The sequence below is a fragment of the Mammaliicoccus sp. P-M59 genome, assembly GCF_022386135.1.
Taxonomy (GTDB): Bacteria; Bacillota; Bacilli; order Staphylococcales; family Staphylococcaceae; genus Mammaliicoccus; species Mammaliicoccus sciuri_A.
Genome location: NZ_JAJNJJ010000010.1, coordinates 34,454 through 50,038 on the forward strand (window position 1 = coordinate 34,454; position 15,585 = coordinate 50,038).

The 15,585-nt window shown below is 32.5% G+C and carries 12 protein-coding genes; 2 read left to right on the forward strand and 10 right to left on the reverse strand.

The window, feature by feature from the left end; genetic code table 11:
• Positions 1–18: 18 nt before the first annotated feature.
• The 5 genes from murQ to panD all read right to left on the reverse strand — a co-directional run bounded on the left by murQ (position 19) and on the right by panD (position 5,918).
• Complete coding sequence (gene murQ / locus LQ617_RS13925; protein ID WP_239740622.1) at positions 19–903, reverse strand: N-acetylmuramic acid 6-phosphate etherase; 885 nt, start codon at positions 901–903, stop codon at positions 19–21.
• A complete protein-coding gene (locus LQ617_RS13930; RefSeq protein ID WP_239740623.1) occupies positions 904–1,953 on the reverse strand; it encodes a MupG family TIM beta-alpha barrel fold protein in 1,050 nt (349 codons plus the stop codon).
• Between the two features lie 593 nt (positions 1,954–2,546).
• Entirely contained in the window at positions 2,547–4,976 is a 2,430-nt protein-coding gene (locus LQ617_RS13935; protein ID WP_239740624.1) for an MMPL family transporter, read from the reverse strand.
• A 186-nt stretch (positions 4,977–5,162) separates the two neighbouring features.
• Positions 5,163–5,522, reverse strand: a complete 360-nt coding sequence (locus tag LQ617_RS13940) for a DUF1304 domain-containing protein (RefSeq protein ID WP_025905022.1) — start codon at positions 5,520–5,522, stop codon at positions 5,163–5,165.
• 12 nt (positions 5,523–5,534) lie between these two features.
• On the reverse strand, positions 5,535–5,918 hold the full coding sequence (gene panD, locus LQ617_RS13945) for an aspartate 1-decarboxylase (protein WP_135017003.1): 384 nt from the start codon (positions 5,916–5,918) through the stop codon (positions 5,535–5,537).
• A 411-nt stretch (positions 5,919–6,329) separates the two neighbouring features.
• On the opposite strand from panD, the gene LQ617_RS13950 reads away from it, so the two are divergent.
• Entirely contained in the window at positions 6,330–6,686 is a 357-nt protein-coding gene (locus LQ617_RS13950; RefSeq protein WP_126476379.1) for a transcriptional regulator, SarA/Rot family, read from the forward strand.
• Positions 6,687–7,162: 476 nt separating this feature from the next.
• On the opposite strand, the gene uidA is transcribed toward LQ617_RS13950, so the two are convergent.
• From uidA to LQ617_RS13975, 5 genes are all read right to left on the reverse strand, one after another.
• Complete coding sequence (gene uidA, locus LQ617_RS13955; RefSeq protein ID WP_239740625.1) at positions 7,163–8,959, reverse strand: beta-glucuronidase; 1,797 nt, start codon at positions 8,957–8,959, stop codon at positions 7,163–7,165.
• Positions 8,960–8,983: 24 nt separating this feature from the next.
• Entirely contained in the window at positions 8,984–10,306 is a 1,323-nt protein-coding gene (locus LQ617_RS13960; protein ID WP_078099965.1) for a glycoside-pentoside-hexuronide (GPH):cation symporter, read from the reverse strand.
• Between the two features lie 395 nt (positions 10,307–10,701).
• On the reverse strand, positions 10,702–11,922 hold the full coding sequence (locus LQ617_RS16105) for a helix-turn-helix transcriptional regulator (protein ID WP_239740626.1): 1,221 nt from the start codon (positions 11,920–11,922) through the stop codon (positions 10,702–10,704).
• Between the two features lie 168 nt (positions 11,923–12,090).
• Positions 12,091–12,975 (reverse strand): 5'-nucleotidase, lipoprotein e(P4) family, encoded by an 885-nt coding sequence (locus LQ617_RS13970; protein ID WP_204167857.1) that lies wholly within the window; start codon positions 12,973–12,975, stop codon positions 12,091–12,093.
• Between the two features lie 122 nt (positions 12,976–13,097).
• Positions 13,098–14,018 (reverse strand): ABC transporter substrate-binding protein, encoded by a 921-nt coding sequence (locus LQ617_RS13975; protein WP_239740627.1) that lies wholly within the window; start codon positions 14,016–14,018, stop codon positions 13,098–13,100.
• 224 nt (positions 14,019–14,242) lie between these two features.
• On the opposite strand from LQ617_RS13975, the gene LQ617_RS13980 reads away from it, so the two are divergent.
• Positions 14,243–15,250: an LLM class flavin-dependent oxidoreductase gene (locus LQ617_RS13980; protein WP_239740628.1), complete on the forward strand. Its 1,008-nt coding sequence runs from the start codon at positions 14,243–14,245 to the stop codon at positions 15,248–15,250.
• Positions 15,251–15,585: the final 335 nt, after the last annotated feature.

Genomic DNA, 15,585 nt, shown 5'->3' on the forward strand with positions numbered 1-15,585 from the left:
GCCTACACACCCCTTAATTTACGTATTTCTCACAAACCCTTTAGCTTGTTTAAGTCTTTCTAATGCTTCCTCTTTAGAAATCCCATGCATCCCCATTACTATTGCGACTTTCACTTGCTCATCACTTTGTTTGAATAATTTCTCACTATCTTCATCCGTTGTTTGTAATACTTCTTGAATCATGTTTACGGCTCTTTGTTTTAATTTTTTATTAGTTGGTTTAACATCAATCATTAAATTCTCGTATACTTTTCCTATACCAACCATTGCCCCTGTTGATATCATATTAAGAATTAATTTTTGGGCAGTACCTGCTTTCAATCTCGTTGAACCTGTCAATACTTCAGGGCCGACATCTACTTGGACCGGATAATCTGCATGTTTACCAACTTCAGATGCTTTATTGCATGTCACACAGCCAGTAGGTACATTTATACTTTGTGCGTATCTTAAACCACCTATTACATATGGTGTTCTACCACTAGCAGCTATCCCGATAACCGTATCATGTTCATTAATATTTAAATCTCTTAAATCTTGTTCGCCTAGACTTTCATCATCTTCTGCACCCTCAACAGCTACAGTCATCGCACTTGGACCACCCGCAATAAGTCCAACGACAACATTAGGTGTTACACCAAATGTTGGTACACATTCAGCTGCGTCTAATACACCTAATCGACCACTTGTACCTGCGCCCATATAAATTAATCTTCCACCATTGTTTAATCCTTTAATAACTTGCCTAATTAATTGAGCAATTGCATGATTTTCTTCTTTAATAAACTGAGCCACTTTTTGATCTTCGTTATTCATAACATCAACAAATTGCTCAGGTGTTAATGTGTCTAACTTAGACGAGTGCTCATTTCTTGATTCTGTCGTTAAACGACTAATATCCATTTATTCTTCCCCCTTAACAAACTGAAAAGCTGTACCTGCATCAATTAAATCTATGCATGGTATATCATGTTGGCATATATGTCCAATAACATTAACAGCTTCATGACGTTTTAAATCTTTATTGACGATTTGTAATTCATTCATATAGCGACCATACTTTTTATTATCTAAAGTGATCGCACCCCTTGTTCTTGCAACCGTGTTCTCAGGCAATATTTCAGATTGTAACATTTGCCGTCCTTCTTCCGCTCTAATCACATCTCTAGCTTTGTCTTTTCTATTATGAAAAATTCTCCCAATATAACTTTCTAAATGCTTTGTTTCAGATTGCACTTGAAGTGACACGATTCCTTTATGAAAGAAGTTGTTGAATTGATCGATCGTTGTTGTATCGATACCTGTATCCCCTATACAAATATCATCTACTCCTAAAGCTGCTAATTCATGAGCAGCAACTAATGGGTGGCAATATCTATGATCTTCTAATGTAGGTAAACCTTCATATACCGGACCTCTAAATACCGTACCTGGTACAAAAGCCATAATTGAAATATCCGGGAATGATGTCTTTAATTTTGTGTTTTGCTTTATAAAGTAAGCTTTATCCAGTCCAGTTTCAGGACGAGGATAATAATTATGCGCAACCATAATACGAGACATATCAATATCTTGATCTTTAAGTTCATCCATTAAACTTATCGCATCCGTACTCGCATTACAGACAATTTTAACTTCACTTAATAAAGAAATAATATCCGGAATCGCTAGCGAAATATCTAACCTTATATAATCAATACCTAAACCTTTTAATACTTCAGGTTGCTTATAAGAAAGCCCAAGATTTTGAAAAGCATGAGGACTCGCATCAGCTATAATCTCAGCTTTATCACCAATAAGTAGCTTCAATTCCTTCAACCTATCAAAATACAATTCCGAATCCTCTTCAGGAATTTGAAGAGAAGTAAACACATACTTGAAACCATGATTGAGCATCGTCTCAATATATAATTCATCAAACGTTTCACCTAAATATACCGAAAAACCTAACATATCAACACACCCTTATTGGAATCGTTTACATTATCTCATTTTCGGAACAATATTTCAATAGTTAAAAGTTTTTGTGGATATTTGTGAAATCATGTTACAGAATGTGGGGGATGGTAGGTAAATAATGTGTTTATATAGAATAAACTCACATCTTTTGCGATCTTGTGAGTTTACTACTCCTTTAACTCACATGTTTTTCAATCTCGTGTGTTTACTCCGTCTTTAACTCACATGTTTCGCAATCTTGTGAGTTTATTACCTCTTTAACTCACATCTTTTTCAATCTCGTGTGTTTATTCCACCTTTAACTCACATGTTTCTCAATCTTGTGAGTTTATTGCATCTTTAACTCACATCTTTTTCAATCTCGTGTGTTTACTCCGTCTTTAACTCACATCTTTTTCAATCTCGTGTGTTTATTCCACCTTTAACTCACATGTTTCGCAATCTTGTGAGTTTATTACCTCTTTAACTCACATCTTTTTCAATCTCGTGTGTTTACTCCGTCTTTAACTCACATCTTTTATAAATTTTCCTCCCCACCCCAAAAAAACGCCGGGACTTCTGCAGTTCCGGCGCTTTTCCTTATTCTATTATTTCTTATTTATCAAACGTTCTACTAATTGGTTTACTTGTTCGATATTTTTAGTTTGTTGATTCAATATTTCTATAATTTCTTGGTTGTCAGTGCTCGTTTTAATATCTTCTTGAGTATTATGTTCTTGCTTACGACTATGTTGACGCAATGCTTCATATAATACTTCATCTTTATTTGCATCATCTATCTTATCATACAATGCTTTTGTTTTTGAACTTACTTCTATTGTTGTCGCATGTGTATTGTTTGTATCTGCTTCTTCTGTAACGTGATTATTCTCACTTAATGCATGACCTTCTATATCGATTTTAGGTAAAATTGCATTTACCCAATTTGGAATATACCATGATGCTCTACCAAATAGTTTCGTCAATGCTGGAATAATTGTCATTCTTACAATAAATGCATCGAATAATACTCCGAATGCCAATGCTATACCCATCGATTTAATCATCACATCATCTTGGAATACGAAGCTGATGAATACACTGAACATAATGAGTGCTGCTGCGACAATAACTGGTCCACTTTCTTTAAGTCCGACTTTAATGGACTTCGTATTATTCATTGTACGTACATACTCTTCATGTACACGCGACATAAGGAATACTTCGTAATCCATGGCTAAACCAAATAACAGTCCTATTGTGATAACAGGTAAGAATGCTAATAATGGACCTGTTGTATCTACGCCAAACAGGCTACTCATAAAGCCATCTTGCATGATAAGTGTTGTAAATCCTAAAGTCGCTGCTAATGATAATACAAATCCTAGTACTGCTTTTAAAGGAATAATAATTGATCTAAATACAACCATTAATAATATGAAGGCTAATAATATAATAACCCCTGCAAATAACGGTATCGCATCGTTAAGTTTTTCAGACATATCTATATTAATAACACTTTGACCTGATATTTCTGTATCTAAATCATATTTGTCTTTAGCATCTTTATTATAATCTCTTAAATCATGAACTAAATCATATGTTGATTCTGCATTTGGTCCTTTTTCAGGAAGAACCGTCACAAGTGCATAGTCTTGATCTTTGTTCAATTGAGGTGGTGTGACAGTTTCAACATTTTTAATATCGCCTACATCTTTCATCAAATCTTGTAAATCTTTTTGTAATGCTTTAGGATTATCTTTTTTATCAGAAGTATCCACAAGCATGACGATTGGACCATTAAAGCCTTCTCCAAAATCGTCAGAAATTATATCATATGCTTTCTTTTCTGTAGAATCATTTGGTTTCATACCATTATCAGGTATACCTAAACGCATATGTGTAACAGGTAGTGCTGCTGCGATTAAAATAACAAATCCAATAATTAACGCAATCCATGGTTTACCTACTACAAATTTTGACCATGGTGTATCCAAACTTTCATTTGAATGTATTTTACGTTTTTTCGGATGAATTTGTTTATGGAAGACACTAATCAATGCTGGTAGTAATGTTATGGCACTGAGTACAGCAAAGATAACACTAAGCGCTGATGCAAATCCCATTGTAGCTAAGAAATCAATACCAACTAGTGCTAAACCACAGACAGCAATGACAACCGTAACCCCTGCAAAGATAACGGCACTTCCGGCTGTACCTAATGCTAATCCAATTGCTTTAATATGATTTTTCTCAGTCTTAATAATTTGTCTATATCTAAATAAAATGAATAAAGCATAATCAATACCTAACGCTAATCCAATCATAACTGCTAATGATAGTGTAACGTTTGGAATATCAAATGAATACGTTAGTAAAGCGATTGTACCAATACTAGAACCAAGTCCGATAACCGCACTTAATATTGGCATGCCCGCTGCAATAAATGATCCGAAAGTCACAAGTAATACAACGAAAGCAATTACGATACCAATAGCTTCAGAAGCGCCACCGATTTCAGTATTCGCAGTTAAAGCATTACCTGTTAATTCAGTCTGAATATCGTCATCATCTTCTAAAGATTTAACAGCATCTTTAACTTTATCAACGGAATCCGATTTAATAGAAGTTTGAGACACTTTATAATTGATATCTGCAAAAGCAGTTGTTTGATCTTTATTAATTTGTTTATTCTTATAAGGATCTGTCACTTCTTTAATATCATCATCTTTATCTTTTACATCTTTTAAAGCTTTTTGAATATCTTGCATAACCTTTTGATCCGTTATGCCTTTTTTATCTTCACTTTTAAAGACAACTCTTATATTTGCCTTTTCACTATCTTGATTAAATTCTTTCTCAATCTTTTCATTCGTATCGATTGATTTAATACCACTCATTGTAATATCGTTGTCAAATGTAGGTTTATTAATCGTTAATGGCGTTACGATTCCAGCTAATAAGATGACCCATATAAATATAGTTAACCACTTATGTTTAGCAATAGAAGAACCCAATTTGTATAAAAAGTTCGCCAAAAATATTTCCTCCCTTAAATCTACTATATAGTTTATGCATACAGTGTATACAACATAACGCTTATACTAACACCTGTAATATTCCCTAAAAAGAGATAAAATCCCAAATGTGTATACTTTGTCTACACTTTTCAAAAATTGTAGAAAAGCTGTTAACAAAACGTTCACATTTGGGATTTCTGAGTTCTATATTAATAGTAGAATTAATGCAATAATTGCTGGTCCACCTTGTTTTAAAATAATAGACTTTGAACTTGTAAGACTGCCATATATAGCCGCTAATATAATGAATATTAACAGAACTGCTACAAACTCTTTAGGACTACTTGATAAAAAGGCACCATAAAATAATGATAATGCCAGTAAACCATTATAAATACCTTGGTTTTTAAGAAGTGTTTGAATATTTTTATCTTTTAACTCTTGTTGCTTTAAATTAAATGTTTCTGCCGTTTTTTTAGAAGTCGTAGCGATTGTTTCTAAATACATAATGTACAAATGTTCAACTGCTACAATCACGACAAAAATCGTTGCTAGAATACTCATCTCTGGTCACCTCTATATAATTATTTGACTTTCCTTTTCATGAATCATTTCAATAATTTCATTCTTCTCATTCATAACTGCTACTTTCGGTGCATGAGATCTCGCTTCTTCATCTGTTACTTGTACATAGTTCATAATAATAATCACATCATCTACTTGAACAAGTCGAGCAGCAGCACCATTAAGACAAATTTTACCGCTTCCTCTTTCACCTTCAATAACATATGTTTCAAGTCTTGCCCCATTGTTATTATTAACAATCGCTACTTTCTCATTAGGCAAAATATCTACTGCATCTAATATGTCTGCATCTATTGTAATACTACCTACGTAATTTAAATTAGCTTCCGTAACTCTAGCACGATGAATCTTCCCGTTCATCATTGTTCTTATCATGAAATTCATCTCCATATATATTTTTATTTTAAATTTATAAATTTTGATACTCGTTATTATCATACAATGATATTTTCATCCGTCAACTATTAAGTTCTTACACTTTTTATTTTATTTATCTTCTACCACGATTATAGATAGTTCAAAAAGAAAATATTTGTAATAAACAACTTTTTTATTTCACACAAGATAATTATCATTTTATTTGTATAATACAATTATTTTTATAACTTTTCATTTTAATAAAATACATATGATTTTTTACTTATTATATTGCGTAAGTAGTTAATTTTTTGGTATTATTTAGGAGTAAACTATTTACTCTTTGAAAAATTCAACAAGTTTCAGACATTGCAATTTTACATTTTTAAAGATAAGAACAACTAAAAAATTAAACATTAGGAGGATAACATGGAAAACATTATTCATTATGAACTACTAAAAAAAGACATCTTTAATAGAATTTTTGATGAAACGCACTTAAAACGCATGGATTTAATCACACTATTCTATCTTAACGAAATCAATGAAGAGGAAGTCTACGTCCGTAAATTACGCAGACTCATGTTTGAACCTTCTTCGTCAGAATTAACAGGGGCATTAAAATCACTCGAAGAACTAAAATACTTCAATAAAGTAAGAGATCCTCAAGATGAGCGTTCTATCATTTTAAAAAATATTAATTATGATGCAATCAAAGAAACATTAGATACTTGCAAAAAAATCACTTACGAAAATTTAGAAAAAATCAACCAAACTTCTAACTAAAGTATTACATATATCATTATTACGCTTAACAAACTGAAACGCCTGGGACATTTACATATCCCAGACGCGTTTTAATGTTTATATTGATTGTTTATCCATAATAAACTTCCATTATTCTGAATTGTGGTAATTAAAATCCGCTAACTTCCATTATTCTGAATTGTGGTAATTAGAATCCTGTAACTTCCATTATTCTGAATTCTGGTAATTAGAAACTGCTAACTTCCATTATTCCGAATTGTGGTAATTAGAATCCGCTAACTTCCATTATTCCGAATTGTGGTAATTAGAATCCGCTAACTTCCATTATTCTGAATTCTGGTAATTAGAATCCGCTAACTTCCATTATTCCGAATTGTGGTAATTAGAAACTGCTCACTTAGAGACATTTCTCGGAATTCTGTCCCTAACAGCACCTCTTACGGACATTTCTCGGAATTCTGTCCTTAACAGCACCTACTGCTCACTTATTTCTTCTATTTCTTCTTATATCCGAAGTTTGGTATGTTATTCCAGCGTTTTCTGAAGTAATGTGCGACTGCTTTTGGTCTTCTTTCTCTAGTAAAGATACCTTTACGGTTTCCTTGTACGCGAATGACGCCATTACTTGTTTCAAAGTCTGCGAAATTCCATACTTGCTCTCCTACAAAATTAGGACATTGATCAATGATTTCATGGTTTGCTTCGTAATACTTAACTTGGTACTCTTCTGTAAACATAATATCATCTATTGCGTGTAAACCAACTACTGTATCTGCTCCATATTCTGTGAACATGATTGGTTTGTCTGGTTGTTTTTCTAGCCAACCGTCTAATTCTTGTCGCAATGCTTCTTTTGCCGCTTCTAAATCACCACTTTGTACATACCATCCATAATATCTATTTAGACAAATAACATCTACTAAGTCTTGCACTTGGCACACGTCTGGTAATGAATTAAGTAATGTCACAATCGTACATGGTCTATTTTGCGGATCTAGTTCTTTTGCAAGATTCACTAGTGGTTCAAAGTATTCTTTTGCCCCTAATGAAGCAGAGTCTGGTTCGTTCGCAATGGACCACATCACAACACATGCTAAGTTTTTATCTCGAGCAATCAATTCTTTAATAACTTGCTCATGATCTTCTTTCGTTCTAATTTTCTTCCATGTGTCTGTATTTTGACTACCGTCTAATGCTGCTGAGAAATTCAAATGCACACCGACTGCTGTTGTTTCATCAATCACGACTACACCTTGTTCATCAGCAAGACGCATCATTTCTTCAGAATATGGATAATGCGAAGTTCTAAATGAATTGGCACCTATCCATTTCATTAAATTTAAATCTTGAATATTAGAAACTTCATTCAAACCTCTTCCGTGATAATAAGTATCTTCATGTTTACCAAATCCTTTAAAGTAGAACGGCTCACCATTAATGAGAAACTGGCCATTTTTCACTTCAATTGATCTTACACCAAATGGTTCTTCATAATAATCTATCACTTCATCATCAGCTTTAATAGATACTGCTAACGTATATTGATAACCATCACCTGGCTGCCATAAATGAACATTTTCAATTTCTATCGTACTTTCCTCACCATTTTGAGACGCTACGACATAACCTTCTTGATCAACGATATCCACCTGTATAGATTGATTGCCTGATGCTTTAACCGTATATTCTACTTGTGCATTCTGACCATCTACATGCGGTACGATGACGATATCTTCTATATAATGTTCTTTTGGCGTTGTATAAATTTTGACTGGTCTATGTAAACCTGCATAGTTAAAGAAATCGAAGTTCGGTTCATTGACTGCTTTAATATTTCCTTTTGAATCTTTAACTTCTTTAAAATTACCAACTGGAAGTGTTGAATCATCAAGAATATTATTGACGATAACTGTTAATCGGTTTTTCCCTTTTTGTACAACATCATTTATTTCAACTTCGAATGGTAAGAATCCACCTCGATGCGACACAACTTTTTGACCGTTCACAAATACTTCCGCTTCATGTGTAGTTGAACCAAATCTGAGCACTTGTCTTTCTTGTTGTAATACGTTAGGAATTGTAAAAGTTGTTTCATAAACCACTTTGCCGACATGATTTCTAATAGATGATACAACACCTTGATCGTTATAAGAACCTGGCACTGCCATTTGTAAATCTGTATCAATTTCAGTTGTAACGTCATATTCACCTTTATATTCAATCAATTTAAAAGACCAAATACCTGATAAATCAATCACGTTTCTCGTTTCTGTCATAATTGGATATAGCATATAACATTCTCCTTTATCTATTTATTATAGTTTTTCAAATAATGCGAGTTCTGAAACAATTCGTTTATGTTTTTTATCTGTAAGCGTATAGAACAGTCCAAATATGATGAGTGCTAATAATACTGCAACACCTGGCACGATGAAATAAAGTATTTTCAAACCATGTATTGTGCCTGCTGTTTGCTGTACATTCGGTTGATAGCCGATAATTGTTAAAGCCATACCAGGAATAAAACCAGCTAATGCTTGTGACACTTTACGCGCAAAGCTATAACTTGAATAAATAATACCTTCAGATCTAACACCTGTCTTCCATTGTGAATAATCTACAATATCACTGATAAAAGCCCAAACAACTGTATTCGGTATAACAAGGAAAAATTGTGATATACAGTTAATAATTAAGAATGTTATCACATGTTCACCACTGATTAAGAAGTTTGCCGCTTCAGCAATCGCAAACCCTAAAAGTCCGATGATCGCTGTATATTTCTTACCAAATTTTTTATTAAGAAAAGTTGTTAAGAATAATGCCGGAATTAACGTGATAATATTTAATACACTTACGATACCTACTAAATTCTGTTCGCCTAACACGTATTGGAAATAGTACAGTTGTGATTGTTGCTTTAAAAAGAGTGATGTAATACTGAGCAATGTAAATATAATTAAAACGATAAAAGGACCGTTTTTAAAGAGTCCTTTAAACGCTCTCAATTCACTGCCTTTCTTTTCATTTTCATCTCTTTCAACGATAAATCTTTCTTTAACACCTTTGTAACATAGAATATGGAATATCACACCTATTAGTGCTAAACCACCGATTACAACTGGATAGCCAACAGATACACTATCAAAGAGCGATATCATTGGAATAACGATGATACCTGTTATAAACATCGCACCTTGAGAACCGAAATTCCTAAATACAGATAATTGTGTTCTATCATCTGAATTCAAAGTCATTGAAGCTGATAATGAACCATATGGTATATTCACGACTGAGTATGCAACATTAAATAATAAATATGTCGCAAATGCCCAAATAATTTTACCTTGATCAGAAAAATCCGGTGAAATAAATGAAACAATCGTTAAAAATGCAAGTGGTAAAGTACCATATAATATAAATGGTCTAAATTTACCTTTTGGACCGATTTTATTTCTAGAATCTACTAATGCTCCAACACCTGTATCAACAAAAGCATCAAAAAGTTTAGCAACTAAAAACACTAAACCTCCGTAGAATGATGAAATACCTAATACATCTGTGTAGAACTTCAGTAAATAAATTAAACCTAAATCAAACATTAGTCCGTTACCAAAATCTCCGGCACCATATGCCATTTTCTCTCTTAAAGATAGTTTAGGTTTGTTAATATCCTTAAATGTTTCAATTTTTGTTTTCCCTTTATTTGCTTGGTGACTAGTTGTTGTTTTTGCAGTGCTAATAACAACACCCCCTCAATAATTTGGGTAAGCGCTTACATAAATAAACTCGAATCTACGAGTTCATTATAATTCTATTAGCATTCGATGAAAATCATCACACAAAATAACAACGTTGTTACAAAAATTCAAAATTCTTCATAAACACTTATATATCAATGATTACAGCGATATCATTCTCCAACACCTGTTGCCATAAAATGATACGATAAGTGACATTTTTCTATTTAATTTATACGAAAAACCACACATTATAATATCAATATTTCGCTATTTATAACACAATTACGAACTTAATTATAAGAATTTTCAGTTTTTAATGTTTTTCTATAACTTAATGGTGTTTGACCATACACTTTTTTAAACAAACTAATAAAGTAATGAGTATGTTGAAATCCGATATATTCAGCTATTTCTTGTACATTCATATTTGTCTTGATCAGCAAGTCTTTTGCGAGGTCTAAACGAATCTCATTAATATATTGAATCACACTTTTACCGACTTCTTGTTTAAATAATCTTGAAAGATATGATGTTGATACACCTAGGTTTTCACAAATATCATCTAGCGAAATGTCGGTATGAATGTATTTATAAATATATTGTACAGCTGATTTAACATGTGCTGAATATTGAATAGCATGAACTTTCTGTGCAGCTTTCGCATAATTGCAGCAAATTTCTTCTAACAATAATGCTCTTTCTTTATCATCAGACACGTTGGCAATCATTCTCGCATGGGATTTGGACATATCATCTATCGTTAAATAATCTACCCCAGCCGCTTCAATTGCTTTTCTACCAAGTGTATTCGTTAAAGTAGCAGCATATAAGAAGTTATCCATTTTAGTACTCAATCTTTCAAGTCCTTGAACTTTATCATTTAACTTCCTATTTATTTCTAGTACTTCTTCAACTCTCCCATATTGCATAGCGAGCATCATTTGATTTTCAAGTTTATAGCGCTCCTCTAATTCTTTAAGTAAATAAGTCTTTGAAATTGGTTGTTGAATGATTTGGTCTTGATCCGTTTCATCCATATGCACCTCAACAACATCATAATTTCTTTTTTGCTGATGAACATGGCGCCCGACTAATTTAGCAAAGCGAACAATCTGTTGATAATGACCAGTAGAAATTCCCGTTAAATAATGCTTTAATATTTTCAAATCAGCACTAGAACGCATTTGTTCTTCTAACATACTTAGACATTCTTTCTCTGATGGTCGCTTTAATACAAACGGACCAAACAAAATAATCTCATTTATATTATGAAATTTCATCACCATAAAATGAATACCATAACCATTAATCATATGATAAATCTTTTTAGAACTTAGACCCTTTATCCATTTATAAATCTTTCGTTGAAACTTTTTCGATTTCACATTATCAAACGGTGTCGCAAGAACTTTAACAACATCTTCAATATCCTCAACATTAAACACATTTAAATGGATACTCAAAATTTGTTCAGCAACATCCCTATGCCATTGCAATAAAGTCTTCTCCACAATAACACTCCCCCTCAACTAACCATCCTATAGTTATTTTAACGTATAATACGCTTTTGGTGTTTAGTATTGAATTTATAAGGTGGATTGAAAGTGAGTTTGATAAAATAAAAAATCACCTATCATAACCTTTTCAAATCAGGCTATAACAGGCAATTTTTATAGTTATTATTTCTTATTTTCTTTTTCTAATTTATTTGTTTCTGGATTAAAATATGTGAGTTCTTTTTTTCTTAATTTATTAATGTCTTCTGGACTTTGATCATAATTTCCGTTATAAAGTGTTGCTTCCCAACTACCGTACATTGGATTTGGTAATATAATATATTTTTCTCCAAAGTCTTTTTTATGTTTCTTCACAAATTCATTTCTTGATTTTAATGTATTTTCTTTTGGATCATCAAAATCAAGTATGTTGTCCCCAAATAACATAACTAAATCGTGATTTTTACGTACTTTTGCTCTTCTTTCTTCTTTGCCTTTTTCATTTTCACCTTTTAGTAATATATGATGTTTATCTGATTGTGGCATATCAAGGTCTTTCATATTTTTCAAAGTACCTTTAAAATCTTCTTTTTGGTCTCTATCAGACACATAGAAAATTTCTACCCCTTTTTTATCAGCGTATTGTAAAAATTCTTTAGCGCCATAAACTGGCTTTGCTTTTCCTGCTGCAATCCATTCATGCCAACCTTCAGGAAAAGTCTTATGTTTAAGTGATGCGTATGCTTGATATGGTGAATTATCTAGAACTGTTTCATCTAAATCTAATACGATGGCAGGTTTTTTCTTACCTTTATGGTGCTTTAACTTTTCATCTAATTTATCTTGAGCAGTATTATAACCTTGTAGATATAATGCTTTTGCTTCAGCTGATGTTTGATACCATGCAACACTCATCACATTTTGTTCTGCTAAATCCTTTTTAGTGACTTTATCTTTCTTAACTTCTTTAGTTGCTGTTTGATTAGCTGATGCATGATCAGCATTTGAAACACCTGTTACGCCCCCTAATAATACAACTAAAGCTGAACTTGCAATTAATTTTTTCATACTTTCATCCCCTTTTTATTTTTTCACATCCACTTTACATTTAATTAATATTTATTTCAACCTTCAAAAAAATTCCAGTATAGATTAATTTGAAGTTTCATCTATACTGGAATCCCGTTATATTATTCAGCTTTTTTAAGAATTTCTTTTTTAAGTTTTACTCTAAGTTGTTCTAATGTAAGTGGATCTGTAAACCAATAATCTTCTGCTTTATACGTAATGACTCTATCATTTTTTACAGCATCTAAGTTTTTCCAAGTTGCTGTTTTCTCAAAATCAAAGTTACCGTATGATGGTTTACTTAAGAAGATATAGTCTCCGGCATAATCTGATATTTCTTCTTTAGAAATCGATTCATAACCTTTTCCGCCTTTTTTAACTTTAGCTTCATATTCTTTAGTCATTGGCATGCCGAATGCATCATGTACAATGTCTAATCCACGTCCCCAGTTGCTTTCATAAATAAAAATTTCTTTTGAATCTGGTTCAAATACTGATGCAGTTGAATCGCCAACTTTGCTTTGAATCTCTTTTTTATCTTTAGCTGTTTCTTTATTCCACTTGTCGATCCATTCTTTAGCTTTATCTTCTTTACCAGTTAACTTCCCTAACTCTGTTAAAATTTCTTTATGGTTATACTTTGTATACGTATAAGGAACGGTTGGTGCAATTTTTTGATATTTTTTAAGATTTTTATCCATTGCATCCACAATAATTAAATCCGGTTTCTGTTTCGCTACTTGCTCAACATTCCCATCACCAACAAGTTCTACACCATCTAAATGTGGTTTAATAATAGATGAATCTTTCGTCCAATCCGGAACAGCAATTGGCTTAATACCTAATTCAATAAAATCCCCTACATAAAAAGCTGTCAAAACAGCAACTTTCTTAGGTTTCTTTGGAACTTGAATCGTCTTCCCGTTCTCTAGTTTGTAATCTTTCGTTTCATTCGATTCTGACTTTTTCGTATCATTTGAACTATTTGAGCACGCACTTAGAAGTAAAATACAACTTAACAATCCTATAATAAGCTTTTTCAAATTATGCTTCCCACTTTCTAATTGATATACATTATCAATTATATACACTTTTAAAAAAATAACCAGACACATAAGCAAAAATAGTTAAAAATCTTAAAGATAAGATATACTAGAATTAAATAAATTACGAAGGTGATACATTTAAAAACCAATGTATACTTTGCCAGAAAATGAAGACTACATGTCATTAAAATACAAACGTCAATTATAAGGAGCGTTATAACGTGAAATTAAGTGTATTAGATCAAGCACCCATTTCTAAAGGAAGTACACCTGAAGAAACATTACAAAATACTATCGCATTGGCACAATGGACTGAATCGTTAGGTTATCACAGATATTGGGTTGCTGAACATCACAATACGAGTGGTCTCGCAAGTTCATCACCGGAAATCTTGATGACTCAAATTGCCGCTTCAACTGAACGTATTCGAGTTGGCTCTGGTGGCATTTTATTACCACAATATAATCCTTATAAAATTGCAGAGAATGGTAAGACTTTATCTGCATTATTTCCTAACCGTATCGACTTAGGATTTGGTAATTCACCAGGTGGTTCTCCAATTACACAAAAAGCTTTAACTGATGATCATATTAAACCAATTGAAGACTTTTACAGACAAGCATCTGACTTACAAGGATTCTTGCATAACTCATTACCTAGAGATCATAAATTCAGACTCGTTAAAGCAGGACCACGCATAGACAATCCTCCAACAATGTGGTTATTAGGTTTAACTGAAAATGGTGCTAGAAACGCAGCACAATTGGGTATTGGATTTGTATTCGGTCACTTTATAAATCCTAAATATAAAGAAATCGCAATGAAACGCTATTACGAAGACTTTAAACCATCCGTTAATATGAAAGAACCATCAACTATTGTTTGTATTTTTGTAGTATGTGCAGAAACAGACGAAGCAGCAGAGCAATTAGCCATATCACAAGACAAATGGTTATTAAACGTAGGTAAAGGATTAGGAACAAAAGTTCAACCACCAGAAGAAATCAATATAGACGATTATACAGAAGAAGAATTAGAACTCATTAAGACGAACCGAAAAAGAAGCATTATAGGTTCACCACAGACAGTGAGAAAACAACTTAACCAACTAGCAGAAGAATATCAAACAGACGAATTTATGATTATCACAAATATTTATGATTTCGAAGCCAAGAAAAAATCATATCAATTACTAGCAGAAGAAATCTTAACTGAAAATGAGATTTGATGGAGATGTGTTGAGATGGGTTGAGGTGTGTTGAGATATGTTGAGATGCACGCGGGTATTTAACTACCATTATTTCGAATTGTGGTAGTTAGAACGCTGTAACTTCCATTATTCTGAATTCTGGTAATTAGAACGCTGTAACTTCCATTATTCTGAATTGTGGTAATTAGAACGCTGTAACTTCCATTATTCTGAATTGTGGTAATTAGAACGCGCTAACTTCCATTATTCTGAATTCTGGTAATTATAACGCTGTAACTTCCATTATTCTGAATTCTGGTAATTAGAAAGGCACTCACTTAGAGACATTATTCTGAATTCTGTCCCTAACAACA